Source organism: Halovivax ruber XH-70, assembly GCF_000328525.1.
In the GTDB taxonomy this organism is placed as follows: domain Archaea; phylum Halobacteriota; class Halobacteria; order Halobacteriales; family Natrialbaceae; genus Halovivax; species Halovivax ruber.
The window spans coordinates 1,339,110-1,360,102 of record NC_019964.1 but is presented as its reverse complement, the minus strand read 5'-3'; the positions used below and the strand labels follow the sequence as shown (position 1 = coordinate 1,360,102).

Genomic DNA, 20,993 nt, shown 5'->3' with positions numbered 1-20,993 from the left:
AAAGCCGATTCGATGGGTGAAGAGCGTCGAACTCAGAGGTAGGAGGCGTCCCAGCGGGTCGCTTTCCGTTTGTTGCCACAGACGTTACACTCGATGCGACCCATGGCGTCCATCGCGTTGTCGAGCGTCTCGCAGTTTCCACAGAACCAGCCGAAGCGGTCGGTTTCGTCGCGGGACTCGTAGGCGCTGTAAAACGGCGCCTCCGAGCCTCGGTCGGCTTCGCCGTAGCTGACGAACACCGTGGTGCCGTCTTCGAGTTGCCGTTCTTCGATCGCGCGCCACTCGGCGTCCGCGTCGTCGCTCTCCATGTAGACGTTCTCGGTGTACGTATCCGCACCGATCTGAATGCTGCGCGTACCCGCGCGTTCGAAGCCGTGTTCCTCGTAGAATCGGGTCCCGTCGTCGTTGCCCTCCAGGACGAACCCACGAATCCGCTCGGCGCCGGCATCGAGCAACGCTTCCCGCGTGCGGGTCAACAGTCGAGAACCGAGCCCGGCACCTCGCTCGTCCGGGCGGACGTGCAACCAGTGGAGGTGGCCGATCGTCTCCCCGTCACCGACTACCTCGGACTGACTGAATCCAGCCGGTTGGTCGTTCTCGGCGATCAGGACGATCGTATCGTCGCTCTCGACGAGATCGGTCGTGGCCTCGTCGCTGTACCACTGTGCCAGGGCGTCCTCGATCGTCTCCTCCGAGAGAAAGGACGTGTACGACGCGGTTACCGACTCTTCGGCCATCGACCGAATCGCCTCCGTATCTGCCGCGGTTGCCTCGCGAAACTCCATATCCGGGGGAATCACAGCCACGTACAAAACGTTCGCCCCCCGACGCAGGTTTCGAGGCTAGACGGCGGGCATCCCTCCGCGAGGACGATCCCTACGGCCCGACCGACCACGGGTACGACGCAGGCACATTTTATACCCGCGACAGCCAATCAACGAGGGATGACCGACGGAACGTCGGACGGGGACCAGCCGGAACCGTTCACGTACGACGGCACGCAGGTCGACCCTGGCGAAGCTGTGAACGATCGGTACCGGATCAGCGAGACGTATCTCGGCGATCCGATCCGCGTCCCGGTCACGATCATCAACGGTACGCACGCCGGCCCCACAGTGTTTCTCTCCGCGGCTGCCCACGGGGACGAACTGAACGGCATCGAAGTCGTCCGTGAAGTGGCCCACGACTGGGATCACGCGGATCTTCACGGGACGCTCGTCTGTCTGCCAGTATTGAACGTCCCCGGCTTCCTCGCACAGGAACGGTATCTGCCGATCTACGATCGGGACCTCAACCGGTCGTTTCCCGGCCACGAATCCTCCACGAGTGCGAAACGGATGGCACATCGACTCTTCACCTCGTTCGTCGAACCCTGCGATTTCGGCCTCGACTTCCACACGTCGACGCGCGGGCGGACGAACATGCTTCACGTTCGGGCAGACACCGACGATCCCGCCGTAAAACGCCTCTCACACGCGTTCAGTTCGAACGTAGTCATCGACGGATCCGGTCCCAGCGGATCGTTGCGCAGGGAGGCGACCGAAGCCGGCGTGCCAACGATCACGATCGAGATGGGCAAAGCCCATCGCTTCCAGCGATCGTTGATCGATCGGGCACTGACCGGTGTCGCGAGCGTCCTCGCTGAAGTGGGCTGTCACCCTGATTCTGCCGTTCACTGGCCCGGGTGGCGAACGGTCATCAGCGACTCGGACGAGAAAACTTGGCTCCGGGCCGACGCCGGCGGCATCGTCGACATGAAGCGCGGCCGTGGCGAGCTCGTCCACGAGGGCGACGTGATCTGTACCATCACGAACCCGTTCAAAGAGAAAGACGACATCGTCCCCGTCACGGCACCCTTCACCGGCTTGATCGTCGGCGTCCTGGAGAACCCGGTCGTCTACCCCGGCAATCCCGTCTGCCACCTCGTCGCGCTCGACGACACCACCTTGCGGGCGCTCGAACACGAAATCGAATCCTCGCTCTCGATCTTTGCCGGCGGACGCGGTCGAGGCGAGGAGTGAAAACGGCGGGCGAGTTCCAGTGCAGAGTTTGGTTTCCGGCAACGGCGGCGCCCAGCGACGGAAAGTAACTACTATACCACCGGGGTTCGACGCATCTGGTGAGAGTATGAGCGAGTCTTACAACCGTGGCCTGATCGAAGACTTCGGTCGGTGGCGGGAGTTCGCGCCCGGGATGTGGGCGTGGATCCTCCACAAGTTCACCGGCTGGATTCTCATCGGCTACCTGTTTACCCACATCGCAGTGCTGAGCAACGCGCTCGGCGCCGCCGGTAACGAGGCGAAGATCGCTGCCGGGGAGGACATTTACACGACGACGCTGCAGGGACTCGAAGGGCTGTTCCTCATTCGCGTCCTCGAAGTTGGCCTGCTCGCGGTCGCCGTCTTCCACATCTTGAACGGCGTCCGCCTTCTGATGATCGACCTCGGCATCGGACTGGAAGCTCAGGACAAGAGCTTCTACATCTCGCTGATCGTCACCGCGGCGATCACGGTCGCGAGCGTGCCGACCTTCATGACGGGGGTGGGCGCCTGATGGCCGAACGCTACTCCAGTTTCACCCCCGGCGGCACCGGCTGGCTGCTCCAGCGCGTGACCGCTGCGTTCCTCGTGGTGACACTCGCGTTTCACTTCTTCCTGCTTCACTTCGTCAACCACGCCTACGAGATCACGTTCGCTGGCACGCAGATGCGCATGGAGAACATAGGGTACCTGATCACGATGGTTCTCTTCCTCTGGGCAGCCGCGTTCCACGGGGTCAACGGCGTCTACAATGCGCTCGTCAACCAGGGACTCTCCGGGACGCCAAAGCGAATCGTACTGGCGATACTGAGTCTCGCCGGCTTGGCGCTGGTCGCACAGGGAACCTACGTGGCACTCGTCATGAACGGAATGATATAATGAGCACCCAACAGGAACAACCGACCGACGCCGACGACGCTGGAACAGGGCAGGCAGACGACGCGGCGGACGCCGGTCCCTCCCCACAGGATCGCCGAATGGACAAGAAGGCTGACCGACGGATAGAACGCGAACGAGCGGCGGACGCGACCGACGCCGACGCGGAGACGGTTCACCTGAAGGTGTTCCGGTACGATCCGGAAGTCGAGGGGAAGCAGGAACCACGGTTCGACGACTTTCACGTCCCCTTCGAGAAGGGGATGACCGTCCTCGACGCGCTGATCTACGCGCGTGACGAGTTCGATCCCTCGCTCACCTTCCGACACTCCTGCCGACAGGCGGTCTGTGGCTCTGACGCGTTCTTCGTCAACGGCCGCCAACGCCTGGGCTGTCAGACACAGATTTCGGACCTCGACGGACCGGTGCGCGTCGAACCGCTCCCCCACCAGGACGTGGTCAAGGACCTCGTCGTGGACATGGAGCACTTCTACGAGCAGATGCACGCCGTCGAACCGTACTTCCAGGAGGAGGACCTCCCAGACGGCGACCTAGAAGAGCAGTACCAGACCCGGGAGAACCGCGAGAAGGTCAAGATGTCCACGCGCTGTATCTGGTGTGGCGCGTGTATGTCCTCGTGCAACATCGCGGCGGGCGACAACGAGTACCTCGGCCCGGCGGCGATCAACAAAGCCTACCGCTTCGCCATGGACGACCGCGAGGGCGAGGAACTCAAAGAGCATCGACTGCGCATCCTGGAGCAAGAACACGGCGTCTGGCGCTGTCAGACGCAGTTTTCCTGCACCGAGGTGTGTCCGAAAGACATCCCCCTCACCGAGCACATTCAGGAGCTCAAGCGTGAGGCGGTCAAGAAGAACCTGAAATTCTGGTAACCATGTACGAACACGACGTCATCGTAGTTGGCGCCGGCGGCGCCGGGCTCCGCGCGGCGATCGCCGCACACGAAGCCGGAGCGGACGTGGCGATGGTCACGAAACTCCACCCGGTCCGCAGCCACACCGGCGCGGCCGAGGGCGGCATCAACGCCGCGATCCGCGACGGCGACGACTGGGAACTGCACGCCTACGACACCATGAAGGGGTCGGACTACCTCGGCGACGCGCCGGCGATCGAGACGCTGGCACAGGACTCGCCCGAGGACACGATCACCTTAGAACACTGGGGCATGCCGTTCTCCCGCGAGGAGGACGGCACCGTCTCCCAGCGACCGTTCGGCGGCCTCTCCTTCCCGCGGACGACCTACGCCGGGGCCGAAACCGGTCACCACCTGCTGCACACGATGTACGAGCAGGTCGTCAAGCGCGGAATTCAGGTCTACGACGAGTGGTACGTGATGAACCTCGCCGTGACGGACGAGCCCGATCCGAACGACCGCTCCTGCCACGGCGTCGTCGCCTACGACGTCCAGTCGGGACAGATTCAGGGCTTCAAGGCGAACGACGGAGTCATCCTCGCCACTGGCGGCCCCGGACAGGCCTTCGATCACACGACCAACGCCGTCTCCTGTACCGGTGACGGCCAGGCGATGGCCTACCGTGCGGGCGTCCCGCTCGAGGACATGGAGTTCGTCCAGTTCCACCCGACGACGCTGCCCAGCACCGGCGTCCTCATCTCCGAGGGTGTCCGTGGCGAGGGCGGCATCCTCTACAACGAGGACGGCGAGCGCTTCATGTTCGAACACGGCTACGCCAACAACGACGGCGAGCTCGCCTCCCGGGACGTCGTCTCGCGGGCGGAGCTCACCGAGGTCAACGAGGGACGTGGCATCGAAGACGAGTACGTCAACCTCGACATGCGCCACCTCGGCGAAGAGCGCATCATGGACCGCCTCGAAAACATTCTGCACCTCGCGGAAGACTTCGAGGGTGTCGACGGCCTCGTCGAACCGATGCCGGTCAAGCCCGGCCAGCACTACGAGATGGGCGGTATCGAGACCGACGAGAACGGCGCCACCTGCGTCGACGGCCTCTACGCCGCTGGCGAGTGCGCCTGTGTCTCCGTTCACGGGGCGAATCGCCTCGGTGGCAACGCGCTGCCCGAACTCATCGTCTTCGGCAAGCGCGCCGGCCGCCACGCCGCGGGCGAGGAACTGGGAACGGCCGAGATTCGGACGGGCTACGGCGACGACGTCGAAGACGAGACCGAGGTCGGGGCACCCGTCGATCCGGGCCTCGCAGGCGTCGACGAGACGAGTCCCGCAAGCGGTGTCGCAGCCGACGGCAGCGGACAGGCGACGGCGACCGACGCCGTCCTGGAGCAGGCGGTCGAAGCCGAACGGGCCCGCGTCGACCACCTGATGGACAACGACGACGGTGTCAACCACGCCGACATCCGCTCGAAGCTCCAGCGAGCGATGACGGACTACGTCAACGTCTTCCGTACGGAAGACGGCATCAAGAAGGCCCTCGAGATCATTCGCGAGTGCCGCGAAGAGTACCAGCGCGTCGGCGTCTCGGATCCCTCCCGGACGTTCAACACGGATCTGCAGATGACCTACGAGACGCGCAATCTGATCGACGTCGCGGAGACGATCGCCCTCGGCGCGCTCGTCCGCAACGAGTTCCGCGGCGCTCACTGGCGCCAGGAGAACCAGATTCGTGACGACGAAAACTGGCTCAAACACACGATGATCACCTGGGACGACGGTGCACCGTCGATCTGGTACCGTCCAGTCATCCTCGAAGGAGAGGACAAGACCTACGAGCCGAAGGTCCGCAGCTACTGATCGTCCCGACTTCGGAATTTCCCCCACGTCGGTTCCGAGAACGCAGTCTTTTCGACGACCCGTTAGAAGCCGAGTGCCTCGACGAGATCGATCCCGATCCCGAGTGCCTCGACGAGTTTGTACCCGAGAAAGATGCCAACGATCCCGAGGAGGCCGGGTAATTCCGGCGGCGCGGGGATCGGAATCGAAAGCATACGAAACAGTCCACCAGTGAGCACACCCGTTGCCAGTGCGAAGACGGCGAGTTGTGTCGTCATCGATTCGAGCATGGGGAGAGGCTACCTAAAGTGATGCGCACACCGTGGCAAACAGTGCCGGCGGCGATTGGACCGCGAGCAGCTGGGTTGCGAACCGTACACAGATCGACAGCGACCAGTTTTCGTTCAAAATTGATACGGCCATAGGTTCGGGAACCGCTGATCGACACGCCCTCAGAGTTCGATTCGTTCGACCAGTTGTTCGCGGTTCTCGTTGGTGTTGACCGCGACGATTCGGACGTGGTCTTCGAGCATCGACCGCTCGAGTTTGGCCTTCAGGAGGTTGTCGACCTGATAGACGCCGGCGGCGTTCGTCATCGCGATCTCGACCATAACTGGGCTCGAATCGCCCTCGTGAAGTGAGACACGACTGATCGCCTGACTCGAGAGCGTGTTGATTCCGCGGCCGCCCTGCTCGTACGGGATGCGCGAGCGCCCGCGTTCCATGTCGAGTGCATCCGCGACACGGATGACACCGGCTTCGAGCGTCAACGGATCGACAGGGGTGTGGTGACAGAGGATCGCGTGCAGGACTTCGCCCTTTACCCTGACGGCGTCGACGGTGTCGTAGAACTCGGGGAGGATTCGATCGAGGACGTCCGAGGCGAGCGGAACCGAGTAGAATGGGTGGCGATCCCGGTGGACGACGTGCCCGACGTCGTGCAACGTGGCCGCAAGGGCGATGATCACGGCCTCGTCGGATTCGGCGAGGCCCTGTTGACGTGCCCCATTGAAGGGGACTGAGCTGGCTTTAAGCAAATCGTACAGACACAACGCCCGGTTACGAACGATTTCGATGTGTTTTGGCCCGTGATCGTTGTATCGCATCCGATCGACTGCGTTGACGTTCTGGGCCTCGAGAAACGTCTGGATCTCGGTGTCGTCGGCGATAAACTCGAGAATCGAGTTGACAGGGCCGTCGGGAAAGGCGTGGGAAGCGTCGGGATCGTAGGTTCGGTACCCTTCGCTCGTCTGATCGGTCATACCCGTTTCTCGACTGGCACGGCCAAAAGCCCACCGCACAGCCACCGATAGGAGACAGATCTCCGTTGAATTCAGTACCGGCCATCCATTGAGCAATCGAGCGGTCGGAATCGGTTCCGTACCGCTGGCAATCGAGCAAACGACGGCAATAATACTGCAATTCTCACCCCACACACTACGCCCCCATCTGTTGTAAATAAGTAGTATGGGAAACAGATCCCACGTTCGCGGGACCGCGCGCTCCAAAAAGGTTATAATTGCCAGTCGATAAGGATCGGATAGAGATGGTACCCGAAACCATACCACTGTTCGTGCCAATGCCGGGTGCGATGGAGCTTGGCGTGATCCTGTTCATCGCCATCCTGTTGTTCGGCGCCAACAAGATCCCGAAGCTAGCTCGATCCACCGGTGAAGCCATGGGTGAATTCCAGAAGGGGCGTGAAAAGGTCGAGACGGAACTCGAAGAAATGCGTGAAACCGGAAACTACGACGATACGTCGTCCGACGAGGACTTCGTCGACACCGAGCCCGTCACGTCGGAGGACGGCTCAGACACGGCGTCCGCGGAGGAGAGTACCGAAACGGAATCCCAGTAAGCTGTTTTCGCCGGGACGTGTGGCCTAGCGGAGAGGGCAGAAGGTTCCTAACCTTCTGATCGCGGGTTCGAATCCCGTCACGTCCGTTTTCCGCCGAACAACAGTGAGGCGTGAAAACGAAATCGGGATTCGAATAAGACAAGTCGCAGTCCGTGAGCGACGCGAACGGATCATCTTCGCGTAGTTCGTATCCCGTCACGTCCGTTTTGCGTCCAACAGGATCCCGTCACGTCCGTTCACCGAGGACCCGTCGATAGAACACGTGACGGCAAACAGATGTGGGCAGAAGAGTTCGCAGTGAAAGCCCACGCTGCACCCGCCACTGTACAATAATTATTTGATAGATCTAACAGCGAGAATCGGCGGAAGGTATCACCGCAAACACGAAAGTGTGTTGAAGCGTGTGGAAAAATATAACCTAACTGGGTGGACAGTACAGTATATCAATGAATCGCAGGCTGGGAGCAGATCGGGCCATCGGTTGGACCCACCTGAGCCGGTGGGGAAGCGAGTCCGGTGACAGACCCATTATCAGGACCGATAATCTACGGATGAAACTTTTTACGGGGGAGTACTTCGGGGGCGTTAATGGCTATTGACGAGGGCGACCACGCCGGCGGGTCGGAATTTTCTGATGCCGGAGCATCAGATTCGACCCCGGGTGGTGACGAAACGAGCGGGCCCACGAGCGGGGCCGACGTTCGTGTCGGGAACTACACGTGGGCAGATTTCATGGCGGAGTACGGGTACGAAGACGAGATCGACGACCTGTACCCCGAAGACAAGCAGGTGAGCGGGAAACTCGGCCTCGATGCCGACGGGACCGCAGGGACACCCACTCGCGAGGAGTGGAACAGCGTCGACTTCGATCCCACGGCACATCTCGGCATCCATCCGACAGAACTCGACGAGCAGATTACCGAGTTGTACGCGCCGAACGCGAAGTTTCTCTGGGAACGCTTTCTCGAGTACGTCGATCCCGAGACGACGCCCGTCACGAAAGACGTCTACACCTGGGAACACTACAAGTGGGAGTACTACTACGAAGACGACGGAAGTCGACCCAGGTCGGGTGGGGAGATAGATCGATTCGACGGCGAGCAAGCACTCGGGTTCGATCCCGACCGGATCGAGGAACACGTCCACGCGGCCGGCAACGCCGCGATGGAACTCGACGAACTCGTCGATGAACGGACCGTCAACGTCAACGACGAGGTAGACGAAGACGAGTTCTTCTCGACGGACAACGGCAATACGACCGTCGCCAATCGGTACGACCTGGAGAAGGCCGTCCCGTTCGAAAAGAAGAAACACTTCGTCGAGACGGAACGCTACTGGGTGAACAAACCCTACGCGTTCGTCGTCATCTTCCACTCCGAAAAGGAAAACGAGACGAAGTACTACGCCGTCGAGCCGTACTGCAACGAGATCGAGACGGAGCTGCAGGAGTTCCTCTCGGGGAAGCTCAGGACGGCGATCAAATACGCCGACGACAGCGTGAAGACGAGTACGGACGAGGAGGGTCGTCGGAGCGTCATCGAACGCGAAACCCGTCGATTGTTGAAACGCTACGATCTGTTCGAAGGGACCCAGAACGAGACGACGATGGGGATCGTCGAAACCGTCAAACAGCTGTTCGGAGACGACGAAGACGACGGCGACGAAGCTCCACAAGCGCCCGCCCAGCTCGAGGGCATGTCGGTCCGTCCCGAGCCGGTTATCCTCGAGGAAGATCCCGATACGGTCTCCGAGTATCAGGTCGAAAAGCTGCTGTACCTCCTGAAACGTGACTTCATCGGCTACGAGCGGATCGACCCGATAAAACACGACATCAACGTCGAGGACATTTCGTGTGACGGGTACAACTCCCCCGTCTTCGTCTATCACTCCGGCTACGAACAGATCATCTCGAACATCTATCACGGCGAGGACGACTTGGACGACTTCGTCGTCAAACTGGCCCAGCGGTCCGGGAAAGGCATCAGTAAACGACTCCCGCAGGTCGACGCGACGCTACCAGACGGCTCCCGTGCACAGCTCACGCTCGGGAAGGAGGTCTCCGATCACGGGACGAACTACACTATCCGACAGTTCAAAGACGTCCCGTTCACGCCGATCGACCTCATCAACTGGAATACGTTCAGTTTGGACGAGATGGCCTTCCTCTGGCTCTGCATCGAGAATCACAAGAGCCTGATCTTCGCCGGCGGGACGGCGTCGGGGAAGACGACGTCGCTAAACGCCGTCTCGCTGTTCATCCCGGCAAACACAAAGATCGTCTCGATCGAGGACACGCGCGAGGTCGAGTTACCGCAGCGTAACTGGATCGCGTCGATGACCCGGCCCTCGTTCGCCGACGACTCGACCGGCGACATCGACGAGTTCGACCTCCTGGAAGCCGCACTGCGTCAGCGGCCGGACTACATCGTCATGGGTGAGATCCGTGGGGAAGAGGGGCGGACGCTGTTCCAGGTCATGTCGACGGGTCACACCACCTACACCACGTTCCACGCCGACTCCGTCGACGAGGTCCTGAAACGGTTCACGACGGACCCGATCAACGTCTCGAAGACGATGTTCACCGCGCTGGATCTGGTCTCTATCCAGACCCAGACACGTGTGCAAGGGCGGAAGGTCCGCCGGAACAAGTCGCTCACCGAGATCAACCACTACGAGGCCGAAAACGACGAGATCAACGTCCAGGACGTCTACCAGTGGCAAGCCGAGACGGACGAATATCTCAAGATGGGCGATTCGAACACGCTCGACGAGATCATGTTCGACCGGGGCTGGAACCACGAAAAACTCCGGGAGGAACTCTTCAAACGGAAGACGATCCTCGCGTACCTCATCCGGAACGGTCTCAACACGTACGCCGAAGTCGCCGCGACCGTCCAGGCGTTCATCAACGATCCGGAGACGATCCTGACGCTCATCGCCAACGGGCAGCTCGAAAACAGCCTCGACGATCTCCGCGAGATGGAGAGCGTGCTGATCGACGTCGACCCGGAGAAAGAGGAACTGGTTCCCCGGCCGGACGCCTCCTCGGAGACGTACAACCTCTCGATGGACATCCTCGAACGCGCCGAAGAGTCGCTGTTCGACGAATATCGAGGAAACGTCCCCAGCGGACTCGCGAGCGCACTCGGAGACGTCGAAGAAGAGACGACCGACGACGAAACGGACGCGCTGTTCGAATTCGACGCGGCCGAAGCGCAAGATCACCAGGATGACTTCTGGGCTTCAGACGACGAGGGATCGGTCTCGTTCGACGAATCTGGCGAGGGTGCCGGGCAAGGAGCGACGGCAGCCGGAAGCGACACGACGGTCGAGGCACCGGCGTGGCTCGAGGGAGAGCAACCGGACGGAACAGCGAGTGTGGACTCCGCCACTGAAGGACCGCGCGGAACGGACCAGCTCGAGACCACCGAACGGCCGCCGCTCGACGGCGAAGTCGGGACCACCGACGGGTCGATCGCCCTGGAGGAAAGCGCTGGCGGGACGACAGCAACCCCGGGAGGTTCAGCCGAGGACGAGGGAACCCTCTCACTCGAGGAACCAACCGGCGACACCGACGGAGCGAGTGATGGGAGTGCAGACGATGATGAAGAATCCGGCGGACTCGACGCCCTCTTCACGGACATGGACGACACACTTGCAGCGCTCGAATCTGACGAACCCGAGCCTGCACCGGAGCAGGGACAAGTGGAGGACAGTAAGCCGGATACGTCGGCGTTCGACGAGATGTTCCCGAGTTCGGACGCCGAGTCGATCTTCGCGACGGGCGAATCAACGGAAGACGAATCAGAACCCGACTGGGGACTCGGGACGCGTTCGGAATCAGTACGGAGAGACGACACGCCGGCTTCTGCTGGCGAATCAGTCGACACGACTGGTTCCGAGTCCACATCGGCCGACGGGTCGGATGGGCAGAGCGATACGGACGATGAAACGACGTGGGTCGAAAGCGAGCCACAGCCGGTAGACGACGAATCTGACCGGGTCGACTCGCAGCCCGGATCAACTGACGATGGTGGTGACTCGATCTTCGGCACCGACGACTCGTCACCGTTTACCGACGCGGAACCGGCAGAGGAATCGGATGCTGACGATTCGGTATTCGACTCCGAGTCTGACGACGAGGACTCGATCTTCGCCGCGAGTGACGAACCGGAAGCGACCGAGGAGGACGAGGAAAAGCCTACGAGAAAGGAGGAGGGAACGGACACCGAGCGTGACGACGGGGAGGCCGATCGATGAGCGTCGAGGGCTCGACCGCTTCCGACGGGAAGTTCGGGGACTCCGATATGCTCGGAGACACCTTCTATCCAGTGTACGCGAAGCTCTTCAGCGAGGATAGCCAGTTCGCCTCGGACGTCGAGACGAAACTCGCGCAGGGCCGGATGACCGACACCGTCGAGATGTACCTCTCGCGAGCGATCGGTATCGGGTTTATCAGCGGGCTCTTCCTGTGGATCCTGGGTCTCCTGGTTGGCTGGGGGCTGTTCGGAACGGGGATCATCACCGTCGACACGATCATCGGCGTGCCCGTGCCGAACGAGCAGGTGCTGTCGGTGTGGGAGACGATAAAAATCCCGACGTTGATCGTGGTCTGTGGGATCGTGTTCGGTTCACTCGGATTCCTCCTCGGGTTCGGCTCCCTTGTCGCCGTCCCCTACTCCCGGGCATCGGCACGAAAACGCGAGATCAACATGCTCCTGACCGACGCCGTGTCGTTCATGTACGCGCTGTCGGTCGGTGGGCTGAACCAGCTCGAGATTCTCCAGGCGATGGCAGAGGCGGACGATACGTACGGGGAGGTCTCGAAGGAGTTCCAGAACGTCGTCAACGAGACAGAGTACTTCGATACGGATTACCGGACAGCGATCCGTAATCAGGCGATCGAAACGCCGAGTGACGAGCTCTCGCAGTTTTTGACAGACATGCTCTCGATCGTCAACAGCGGCGGGGACATGGAGAGCTTCCTGCAGGACAAGAAAGAAAAGCACATGCGGACGGCCAAGCAGCAACAGGAACTCACCCTCGAAACCCTCGAGTTGTTCGGTGAGATGTACATGACGCTCTCACTGTTCCCGTTGCTGTTGATCATCATCCTCGTGATCATGCAGATGATGCCGAACTCGAGTGCGTCGCCGAACATGATCTTCGTCGCCGTCTACGGTCTCATCCCCCTCACGGGCGTCGGGTTCATTATCCTGGTCTCGACGGTCAAACACGACGAGGTCGGTGATGGCTATCTCAGCCCCGACGGCGGGCATCAACGTCTCGAAGCGACCCAGAACAAGGGATTGCTCGATCTCGGACTGATCGAACAGTTTACTGGAACGCACAGTGTCTTCGATCGTATCAAAAACCGGGAGGGAACGTACGAAACGCTCGGCGTGTTGAAAGAGCCACATTTCTTCTTCCGAGAGCACCCGCTGATGACCCTCACGTTGACAGTGCCGATGGTGCTGGTGACCATCACCGCTGCGATGGTCAACGGACTCGTCCCGACGTCCTGGGGTGGACTCGTCGACGACCCCGTCTGGGGGACGTTCATGTACGTCTACATGCCCGTGTACGTCATCCTCGTACCACTGGCCATCTTCTACGAATGGAATCTCCGGTCCCGTAACGGGGTCGTCGCGACGCTTTCGGAAGACCTGCGAAAGCTATCGAGTGCGAACGACACCGGCCTCACGTTGTTGGAGTCCCTGCAATCAGTTTCCTCCACTACCAGTGGGACTCTCGCTCGCGAATTCGAGGAGATGCACACGAAGGTCAACTACGGGATGAATCTGAAGGAGGCGATGATCGAGTTCAACAACAAGTACCACATTCCCCGTCTGGCTCGATCGGTCAAGTTGATTACGAAGGCCCAGGAAGCGTCGAACCAGATTTCGAGCGTTCTCAGAACTGCCGCTCGGGCGAGCGAGAATCACGACGACATCGAACGGGATCGAAAATCCCGAACCCGAATGCAGGTCGTGATCATCATCATGACGTTCATGACGATGCTCGCGGTCATCGCGATCTTGCAGACGCAATTCCTGAACACGATGGCCGATCTGGGATCCCAAAGCAACGTCGACTCCGGCTCGATGCAGGGAGCCGGCGGGAGCGGCATGTCACAGATGAACCTGACCGATAACATAAACGTCGATCAGATGGGGCTGTTGTTCTTCCACGCCATCACGCTGCACGCCATCCTCTCGGGATTCATCAGCGGCTATATCCGCGATGCAAACCTCATGAGCGGTCTAAAGTACGTCGTCGGGCTCTCGACGATTGCACTCGTCGCCTGGGCATTCGTCTCGTAATCATGCACAACGGCCATCTCACAGACACCGCCGACGATCATCCCTCGACCAGCAACGCGTCGGGTCGTGACCGCGGCCAGACCGTCCAGGACTTCGCCGTCGGCATCGGGATCTTCCTGCTCGCCATCGCGTTCGTCTTCTCGTTCGTCCCCTCGATCATCACGCCGTTCGAAGACGCTGGGGGCGCCGAAACCGCCCAGGCGGATCGGATCGCCGCCACGATCGTGGAAAACGCGTCGACGGGGACGACGAACGAACTCGATTTAACGGCCTTCAACAGCACATACAAAGATAAGACAAGCGAAGAGCTATCTGATGCTCTTGGGCTTAGAATAACTGATTCGAATACCGCCATAACTCACGTCAACATAACACTGACCGACATTGACTCCGATAATCCGGAGTCCGATATAACAGGTGGGGATCCCTACGACGACCAAATCGGTTCTAGCGCGACACGGATCGTGACGACAGATCAGTCCAAATGTGAGACGGCTTGTAAACTCACCGTGAGGGTGTGGTGACGATGGATAAACAACTGAACCCTTTCGATGATCGAGCACAGGCATTCACACTCGAAGGGCTCGTAAGTGCCATCATCGTCCTGACCGCTGTCCTGTTCGCACTTCAGGCGGTCGTCATCACACCGACAACTGGGGGCGCCGTCGACCGTGCCACGATGGGACAGCAAGAACAAGAGATCAGAGACACCCTGATCGTCGCTGGCGAGAAGGGAAACCTCTCCGGTCTGGTCCGACACTGGGATCCTGATTCGGGCGAGTGGAGAGATGCAAACGCTCCGGGACCCGGTGCGTACAATAGTACACAGTTCGCCTCACTGAGCGATTTCGGAACGATACTCGACGAGCAAGTCGTCAATGCTAGTGGGAAGTCGTACAACGTGGACTTCATCGCTCACGATCTAAATCCAGGTGACGAGGATGACAACCCATCTGCCGAAGAATCAATCGTTAGAATGGGTGGTGGTGCCAGTGATTCGGTCGTGACGGCAAGTTACACCGTTCTCGTTCACGAAGACCAATACTTCACAAACAGTACTGACGATGGATTCGAGGAGACTGGAACGACCGTCGACGAAGAGAACAACTATCCATTCCACCCGCAGGACTCATCTGAATACGTCCTCGTGGAGGTGCGTGTGACAGTATGGTAATCGACAGACCAACTTCAGACCGCGGTCAGCTCGTGCTCATCGGCGCCATCTCGCTGGCGTTCATCCTGCTGGGCGTCGTCATCGTCTTCAACAGCGTGCAGTACACGGAGACGATCGATAGCGGCGGGGCGAATGACGATATCTCGGAGATCCGAACGATAGAATCTGAGATACAGACAAATCTGGAGACATTGAGCGAAGAACAATCGGTTGATGACTCGGACGTTGAGGAATACATCGATGAGAACTACGCCCCACAGAAGGCAGCAGAGGGGCCGATACACATCTCTTATGTTCAAAGTAGTTACTCAGTTGGATCTCCAGATACATTCAAAATCAATATCACGACGACCGAGCTCACCGTGACGAAAGAGATCGAGGTGGATGCATGACGAGATTCGACCGCGACGATCGAGGGGTCTCCATTGCGGTAACCCACGTCCTCACCGTCGGCATCACCGCAATATTGATCTCCGGGTTGTTGATCGCGGGGTCGACGCTACTCGAAACGGAGCAGGAACGGTCGACCGAATCAACGTTAGAAACGATCGGGGAACGCCTCGCCGGAGAGATAGCGGCCGTCGATCAAACGACGGATGGAACGGATTCGATCACGGTGACGACCAGCCACCAACGATCCGTCGGTGGCTCGGGGTACACAGTGAGTTTGACCGACAAATGTGGGCAATATCCACTCATCGACACTTCCCCGTGTCTCGTCTTGGAGGCATCCGCGACTGAGCCAGTCGCGATCCCACTCGCACTCGAGGACGACATCGACACAACGACGGTAGACGGAGGAGAGATTCACGTGACCCGCGACGAATCGAGCGGCAACATCACACTGGAGGACAGCTGATGAACGATCACACGCTACGCAACGACGACCGCGGTGTGAGCGAACTGGTCGGCTTCGTCATCGTCTTCGGGATCATCATCGGATCGGTCGGGATCCTGTACATGACCGGCTTCTCCGCGATGGGTGCCGTCCAGGAACAAGAGCAAACCAGAAACGCAGAGCGAGCGATGGACGCGCTGGCGGAGAACCTGAACGATATTGTCGAAAAAGAGGGAGTCGCGTATCGGTCGGGCGAAATGAGTCTCCGGGAAGGGACGCTCTCGTCGACCGACAACGAGACCACGGTCGCAGTCAATGTTCCGGGTGAGGACTGGATCAACGCATCCGGTACACTTAGTTACCAAACGGGTGACACAGAGATCGTCTACGAAGGCGGCGCAGTCGTCCGGTCGACAGAAAGTGGCGACTGGACGATCAGAGAGCCACCAATTCGGTGTACGGACGATACGGCGATCATCTCACTGGTCCAGCTCGACGTGGACGAGACGGCCGTGAACGCTGCAGGCACACGAGCGATCTCCGCAACGCACTCCGATACGACAGTCCACAGGTTCGAAGAGGATGAGGTTACGATCAGGGTCGACTCTCCACGCGCCGAGGCCTGGGAACGCTCACTCGCTGCTGGCGAATGGGAACACAGAGGAGACGATGCCGACGGAATAGTGACCTGTGATCTCGATGGAGGAGACGAAACCGTAATCGTCAGGACGACGACGATGGACCTCGACTACTCGTAACCTCCTCAGCGCGCTCCAGTTAGTTCGACCAGTCACCACGGAGCATGACCCGGAGCCCTGCCCTCGACGCAAGTGCCTCCACGCGGCGTCGTCTGTCTGCCACGGAGCCTGACGTCTTGACGTAGAGACCGTTGGGTAGTTGCTCGTAGGCGTCCCACGTGGTGCCATCACTGTCGACCGGTTCGTCGTGGACGACGGTCGAACCGCCGTCTGGGCTCCACGGGAGGCGGATACCGGATAGGCCACGTTCGAAGAAGTACGCCGCCGCTTCCACCAGCGCGCCCGCGGACGTCGAGTGGGCGACCGCACCGATGGATCCACGGTCGTTGAACACGCGGACGACGAACTCTCCCGTCTCGTCGGACGCCGGCGCGATGGATTCCGGCCGTTCAGGCGCTGGTCCATCGGGTTCAGCCCCTGGATCCGAATCAGACGGTTGGGATGGCGCTATAGCTTGCCCGCTCGAATCCGTCCCTGATCCGTCCGCCGTGGCAGATTCGTCGATAGCAGCTAACAGGGCTGGGATCGATGCTTCGTCGACGGGTGGGCTCGACCCAAGTTCTTCCGTAAGGATGGACTCGATCGACGATGCAATTTCTGCCCCCGAGACAGCGATTCGGCGTCGTCGCACCGATTCGGTCGGAAGATCTCGGCAATGAGTCGTGACCGCGTCGTGGGAAAGTGGTGCAAACTGGCCACTACGAGTCGGAATGGATTCGTGTTCGATCTCGACGCGATCCGATCCGTCACCAGCGAACAGGACGAACTGGCGGCCGTTCGAGTAGATCGCCCGATCGATCCCCGACTGTCGCATGGCGGCGGCGATCCGGTCCCGACGATCCGGCGAAAGTGACTGATCGGCAGGCTCCGCAGCGACGAGGATCGCCGGTGTCGACGGAGACGAACCCACGACGAGGATCGAGTCGTACTCGAACTGTCCGATCGTCCCGCGCCCGATCGCGGCGTCGACGTCCCACCCGAGGTGCGTCCAGAGCGGTTGCAGTACCCAGGAGATCGTCTCCCGACGTGACCGCGGTGGGGCTACCGAGAGCACTCGATCGAGACGGGACGCGTATCGATCCAGTGCGAACTCGCTCATATGGACTCACTCGCATGGATCCACATGTAGTTCCCGCATTCACGGTTCGACAGCCGTGACAGATCAGTCGCCGAATACGCTCCGTCACGCCGTCTCGGCACGCACGGCACTCACGTGGCGTTTCGGACGGGATCGTCGGCTGTCAACGTATAGATGCGCAATCGGCCGTCGTGGACCGTAAAGAGCGATTTCAGCTCCGGTGGGATCGTCTCCGCTTTTCCGATGACCAGATAGCCATCCGATTGTAACGACCGACCGAGCGTTTCCAGAATCGGCGCTTTGTACGCCGGGTCGATGTAGATAAACAGATTTCGACAGATGACGAGATCGAATCCCGACTTCGGCTCGTCGTTTATCAGGTCGTGACGTTGAAACGTCACGTTCTCTCTCGCCGTCTCCGTCACGTGGAAAGCGCCATCTCGCTGCGTGACGTACTCCTCGGGGGAGTCGAGGAAGTCCAGTTGTCCTTCGATATCCGTCGTTCGCGACTGTTCGTACACGCCGGCTCGAGCGGTCTCGAGTGCGGGCGGACTGATATCTGTCCCGAGAATGTAGAAATCGGAGGCATCGATCCGTGGCTCTTCCTGGGCGAGCATGGAGATCGAGTACGTCTCGCGGCCGTCTGCACAGGCCGCGGACCAGACGTGGACCGACCCCGGTGATTGGGAAAGTGAAATGAGAACCTCACGAATACCCTCCCAGACGTCCGGATTGCGAAAGAACCCGGTGACGTTGATCGAGAGGGAATCCAAGATGGCTTCCTGTTCGTCCGGATCGGCCGCGAGCAGTTCGTGATAGTCGTCGTACCCGTCGCTATCGGTCCGACGGATGCGTGAGGAGATGCGCCGATCGAGGTAACTATCGTTGTAATGGCTCGTCGCGAACTCGAGTTCGTCCTCGACGAACGAACAGATCGATTCGAACCCGCCGTCGGTCACAGCTCCGTCACTCCGATATCTTCGTTGCCCTTGATGAGGAGTGTGCCCGTCTCTGGCGTGAATTCGACCGTCCGACCGTGACTGCCGCCGACGTCTTCGGCAACGAGCGGAACGCCGAGTTTCTCGAGTTCCTCGCGAGCGGCGACGGCGTTTCGCTTCCCGACACCCTCGCCAAAACTCTCGAACTGGAACATATCGCTGCCGCCAGCGATCTTCGCCTCTACGTCCGTGTAGGTCGCCCCGCGCTCGACCATGCGCCGGAGCAGTGCCCTGATAGCCGTGTCGACGTACTTGCCAGGTTTGAGATCACTGTTCTCGGCCGCGTCACCGTCTGGCAACATCGTGTGAGCGAGACCGCCGACTGCCACACCTGGATCGTACAGGGCGATAGCCAGGCACGACCCTAGCCCGTAGGATTTCAGCGTGTCGTTACCCTCCGAAACGACGAGTTCAGAGATACCGACCTGCACGGATTCGGGCGCTCCAGGTTCGCTTCCGTACGTCTTCATGTTCCCTCGAGGTCAGCGAACTCTGCGGTCGTTGGCGTTTCGTCGATCCGGCTCACGTCCAGGTCGTTGAGCGCACGTTCGAGATCGGATTCGTCCGGAATCGCGTAGACGTCACAGTCGAACGCCTGTCCATCGGCGACGACCGTGGTGTCGAAGACGAAGGCGTAATCCTGACTCTCACCGAGTTGAATCACGACCGGGTCGACGGCAGCCGCACCGATGTCGTGGATGAACTCCGGCGTCGAGTGATCGATCGTCGTATCGAGGACGTTCGCCCACCCGTCGAGGAAGCCACTCGCCATGATGTTTCCGAGTTCTTTGATGGCGCTCCGATCCATCTCCGTGAACTCGTCAGTTTCGTCGTCGGTCTCCATCGGGACCATCGCATCGACGATCTCCCGGGCAGACTGTTCGTCGAACAGGAAGAGCAGATACCCACTCGGTGTGCCGTCGAACTCGAAGGCGACACCGACGAGCGGCTCGTTGGCTACCTCCTGTGGAATCGCTTCGAGGGAGACGAAGTTGAGGCGTCTGATCTCGACGGTAGTGTCGATGCCGGTCAGCGTCGTGGCCGTCTTGGCAACTTCCTCGGCGCCCTGTTCGGCCATCCGGTCGAAGCCTTCGAGTTTGTCGTACTCGATTCCCTCGTTCGAGCGAAGGCGTTCGAGCAAGACGGCCATCGACTCGTGTTCGGGGAAGAGATAGTGCCGAAAGCCGGTTTCGGCGCCGACAGCTTCGATGTGACTCTGGAAGACCAGCGCGAGGTCGTCGTCACCCGGGGCTTCCTCGAGATCACCGAAGAAGTCTGAGGCTGTCGTCCCGCTCTGGAACTCCGGTGTGGAGACGTCGATGGCCGTCTCCAGGACGTCTGCCCAGCCGTCGACGAACCCGTTGTTCATGATCTGACCGAGCTCCGTCGCGGCAGACTGGCTCAACTCGTCCCCCAGCCCGGCGTTCGAATCGCCGAGGAGCGCTTCGATGATCGTTTCGGCACTCCCGCGATCGAAGACGAGAATCGAGTGACCGTCGATCCCACCCGATAGCTCGACCCGGACACCGACGTTCTCGACACCGTCGTCGAAATCGTGGCGGATCTCGGTGCCCCGCATGAAGTTGAGTTTAGTAACGCCTACCTGGGTGTCCACGCCGGTCATTTGCGTCAACCGACCCGCCGCCAGGCCCGCACCCTCCTGCGCCATCCGGTAGAAGGTGCCGAGAGCGTTTACGTCGAGTTTCATGCAGTTTGTGGTTCGATACCGTTGACCATCCCGACGAACTCTTCTAGGTCAGGGAACGCGTAGATCTCTGCTTCGATCTGATAGCTCGGAACGGACAACTCCGAATCGAAGAACAGGGCGAGATCGTCCCCGCCCAGCCCCGCCGTCCTGACGACGATGTCACCCGCAGGGGCGTACACGAGTTGTGGCGCCGCCGTGTCGATCGCCCGGCCGAGGACGTCCGCCCAGCCGTCGATGAACCCGGAGGCCATCATGTTCCCCATCTCCTCGACGGCGCTTCTGGCCATCTTTCCGGAGACGTTGCCCATATCGTCGACAACGTCACGAAGCATCAGCGCCGTGATCTTCTTCGCACTCGCCTCCGGGAACAGGATGAGAATGTGGCCGTGTGGCTCGTCCAGGAGCCTGACGCGAACGCCAACACGTTTGCCGGCGTCGAGTTGTGACTTGATGTCGTCGACGTCGATGAAGTTCGTCTTCGTCACCTCCATTCGCGCGTCCTCGCCGGTCAGTTTGCCCATGTTGTCGGCGACACCGTTCGTCCCGACCTTCGCCATCTCGTTGATAAAGCTCAGTTTTCGAATATCGACTTTTAGCGTCATTCGTTGATCCTCCGAA

Annotated in this window: 21 protein-coding genes and 1 tRNA gene; 14 read left to right on the top strand and 8 right to left on the bottom strand. The window is 60.3% G+C overall.

Annotation, left to right across the window (positions count from 1 at the left end; all coding sequences use genetic code 11):
• Window positions 1-32: 32 nt before the first annotated feature.
• On the bottom strand, window positions 33-785 hold the full coding sequence (locus tag HALRU_RS06340; RefSeq protein WP_015300574.1) for a GNAT family N-acetyltransferase: 753 nt from the start codon (window positions 783-785) through the stop codon (window positions 33-35).
• A gap of 159 nt (window positions 786-944) precedes the next feature.
• Here HALRU_RS06340 and HALRU_RS06335 point away from each other — a divergent pair, with 159 nt between their 5' ends.
• The 5 genes from HALRU_RS06335 (at window position 945) to HALRU_RS06315 (ending at window position 5,661) form a co-directional block, all read left to right on the top strand.
• Window positions 945-2,021 carry a succinylglutamate desuccinylase/aspartoacylase family protein gene (locus tag HALRU_RS06335; protein ID WP_015300573.1) on the top strand — a complete coding sequence of 359 codons (1,077 nt, stop codon included), beginning with the start codon at window positions 945-947 and terminating at the stop codon, window positions 2,019-2,021.
• A 106-nt stretch (window positions 2,022-2,127) separates the two neighbouring features.
• Window positions 2,128-2,553: a succinate dehydrogenase, cytochrome b556 subunit gene (gene sdhC, locus HALRU_RS06330; RefSeq protein ID WP_015300572.1), complete on the top strand. Its 426-nt coding sequence runs from the start codon at window positions 2,128-2,130 to the stop codon at window positions 2,551-2,553.
• A complete protein-coding gene (locus HALRU_RS06325) occupies window positions 2,553-2,918 on the top strand; it encodes a succinate dehydrogenase hydrophobic membrane anchor subunit (protein WP_015300571.1) in 366 nt (121 codons plus the stop codon). The genes sdhC and HALRU_RS06325 overlap by 1 nt, the downstream gene beginning before the upstream one ends.
• Window positions 2,918-3,808 (top strand): succinate dehydrogenase/fumarate reductase iron-sulfur subunit, encoded by an 891-nt coding sequence (locus HALRU_RS06320; protein ID WP_015300570.1) that lies wholly within the window; start codon window positions 2,918-2,920, stop codon window positions 3,806-3,808. Before HALRU_RS06325 ends, HALRU_RS06320 begins: the two co-directional genes overlap by 1 nt.
• A 2-nt stretch (window positions 3,809-3,810) precedes the next feature.
• Window positions 3,811-5,661, top strand: coding sequence for an FAD-binding protein (locus HALRU_RS06315; RefSeq protein ID WP_015300569.1), 1,851 nt, complete (start codon window positions 3,811-3,813; stop codon window positions 5,659-5,661).
• Between the two features lie 62 nt (window positions 5,662-5,723).
• Here the strand turns inward: HALRU_RS06315 and HALRU_RS06310 are convergent, their stop codons facing one another.
• Window positions 5,724-5,918, bottom strand: a complete 195-nt coding sequence (locus HALRU_RS06310) for a XapX domain-containing protein (RefSeq protein ID WP_171814981.1) — start codon at window positions 5,916-5,918, stop codon at window positions 5,724-5,726.
• A gap of 174 nt (window positions 5,919-6,092) precedes the next feature.
• Window positions 6,093-6,902, bottom strand: coding sequence for an HD domain-containing protein (locus HALRU_RS06305; RefSeq protein WP_015300567.1), 810 nt, complete (start codon window positions 6,900-6,902; stop codon window positions 6,093-6,095).
• A gap of 284 nt (window positions 6,903-7,186) precedes the next feature.
• Here HALRU_RS06305 and HALRU_RS06300 point away from each other — a divergent pair, with 284 nt between their 5' ends.
• The 9 genes from HALRU_RS06300 to HALRU_RS06260 all read left to right on the top strand — a co-directional run bounded on the left by HALRU_RS06300 (window position 7,187) and on the right by HALRU_RS06260 (window position 16,591).
• On the top strand, window positions 7,187-7,498 hold the full coding sequence (locus HALRU_RS06300) for a twin-arginine translocase TatA/TatE family subunit (RefSeq protein ID WP_015300566.1): 312 nt from the start codon (window positions 7,187-7,189) through the stop codon (window positions 7,496-7,498).
• Between the two features lie 13 nt (window positions 7,499-7,511).
• A tRNA-Arg gene (locus HALRU_RS06295) sits at window positions 7,512-7,584 on the top strand.
• A 502-nt stretch (window positions 7,585-8,086) separates the two neighbouring features.
• A complete protein-coding gene (locus HALRU_RS06290) occupies window positions 8,087-11,758 on the top strand; it encodes an ATPase, T2SS/T4P/T4SS family (RefSeq protein ID WP_015300564.1) in 3,672 nt (1,223 codons plus the stop codon).
• Window positions 11,755-13,821: a type II secretion system F family protein gene (locus HALRU_RS06285; RefSeq protein ID WP_015300563.1), complete on the top strand. Its 2,067-nt coding sequence runs from the start codon at window positions 11,755-11,757 to the stop codon at window positions 13,819-13,821. The genes HALRU_RS06290 and HALRU_RS06285 overlap by 4 nt, the downstream gene beginning before the upstream one ends.
• A 2-nt stretch (window positions 13,822-13,823) precedes the next feature.
• Window positions 13,824-14,345, top strand: a complete 522-nt coding sequence (locus HALRU_RS06280) for a DUF7287 family protein (RefSeq protein ID WP_015300562.1) — start codon at window positions 13,824-13,826, stop codon at window positions 14,343-14,345.
• A 2-nt stretch (window positions 14,346-14,347) separates the two neighbouring features.
• Window positions 14,348-14,995, top strand: coding sequence for a DUF7288 family protein (locus tag HALRU_RS06275; protein WP_015300561.1), 648 nt, complete (start codon window positions 14,348-14,350; stop codon window positions 14,993-14,995).
• On the top strand, window positions 14,989-15,387 hold the full coding sequence (locus HALRU_RS06270) for a DUF7261 family protein (RefSeq protein WP_015300560.1): 399 nt from the start codon (window positions 14,989-14,991) through the stop codon (window positions 15,385-15,387). The genes HALRU_RS06275 and HALRU_RS06270 overlap by 7 nt, the downstream gene beginning before the upstream one ends.
• The gene (locus HALRU_RS06265) at window positions 15,384-15,854 is read left to right on the top strand and encodes a DUF7266 family protein (RefSeq protein ID WP_015300559.1); all 471 of its coding nucleotides are present in this window, start codon (window positions 15,384-15,386) and stop codon (window positions 15,852-15,854) included. The genes HALRU_RS06270 and HALRU_RS06265 overlap by 4 nt, the downstream gene beginning before the upstream one ends.
• The gene (locus HALRU_RS06260; RefSeq protein WP_015300558.1) at window positions 15,854-16,591 is read left to right on the top strand and encodes a DUF7289 family protein; all 738 of its coding nucleotides are present in this window, start codon (window positions 15,854-15,856) and stop codon (window positions 16,589-16,591) included. The genes HALRU_RS06265 and HALRU_RS06260 overlap by 1 nt, the downstream gene beginning before the upstream one ends.
• A gap of 19 nt (window positions 16,592-16,610) precedes the next feature.
• Here HALRU_RS06260 and HALRU_RS06255 read toward each other — a convergent pair whose 3' ends face one another.
• The 5 genes from HALRU_RS06255 to HALRU_RS06235 all read right to left on the bottom strand — a co-directional run bounded on the left by HALRU_RS06255 (window position 16,611) and on the right by HALRU_RS06235 (window position 20,977).
• Window positions 16,611-17,690, bottom strand: a complete 1,080-nt coding sequence (locus tag HALRU_RS06255) for a hypothetical protein (RefSeq protein WP_015300557.1) — start codon at window positions 17,688-17,690, stop codon at window positions 16,611-16,613.
• 110 nt (window positions 17,691-17,800) lie between these two features.
• On the bottom strand, window positions 17,801-18,628 hold the full coding sequence (locus HALRU_RS06250; RefSeq protein WP_015300556.1) for a CheR family methyltransferase: 828 nt from the start codon (window positions 18,626-18,628) through the stop codon (window positions 17,801-17,803).
• On the bottom strand, window positions 18,625-19,137 hold the full coding sequence (locus tag HALRU_RS06245) for a chemotaxis protein CheD (protein WP_015300555.1): 513 nt from the start codon (window positions 19,135-19,137) through the stop codon (window positions 18,625-18,627). The genes HALRU_RS06250 and HALRU_RS06245 overlap by 4 nt, the downstream gene beginning before the upstream one ends.
• Window positions 19,134-20,375 (bottom strand): chemotaxis protein CheC, encoded by a 1,242-nt coding sequence (locus tag HALRU_RS06240; protein ID WP_015300554.1) that lies wholly within the window; start codon window positions 20,373-20,375, stop codon window positions 19,134-19,136. Before HALRU_RS06240 ends, HALRU_RS06245 begins: the two co-directional genes overlap by 4 nt.
• A complete protein-coding gene (locus HALRU_RS06235) occupies window positions 20,372-20,977 on the bottom strand; it encodes a chemotaxis protein CheC (RefSeq protein WP_007697160.1) in 606 nt (201 codons plus the stop codon). Before HALRU_RS06235 ends, HALRU_RS06240 begins: the two co-directional genes overlap by 4 nt.
• Window positions 20,978-20,993 lie beyond the last annotated feature (16 nt).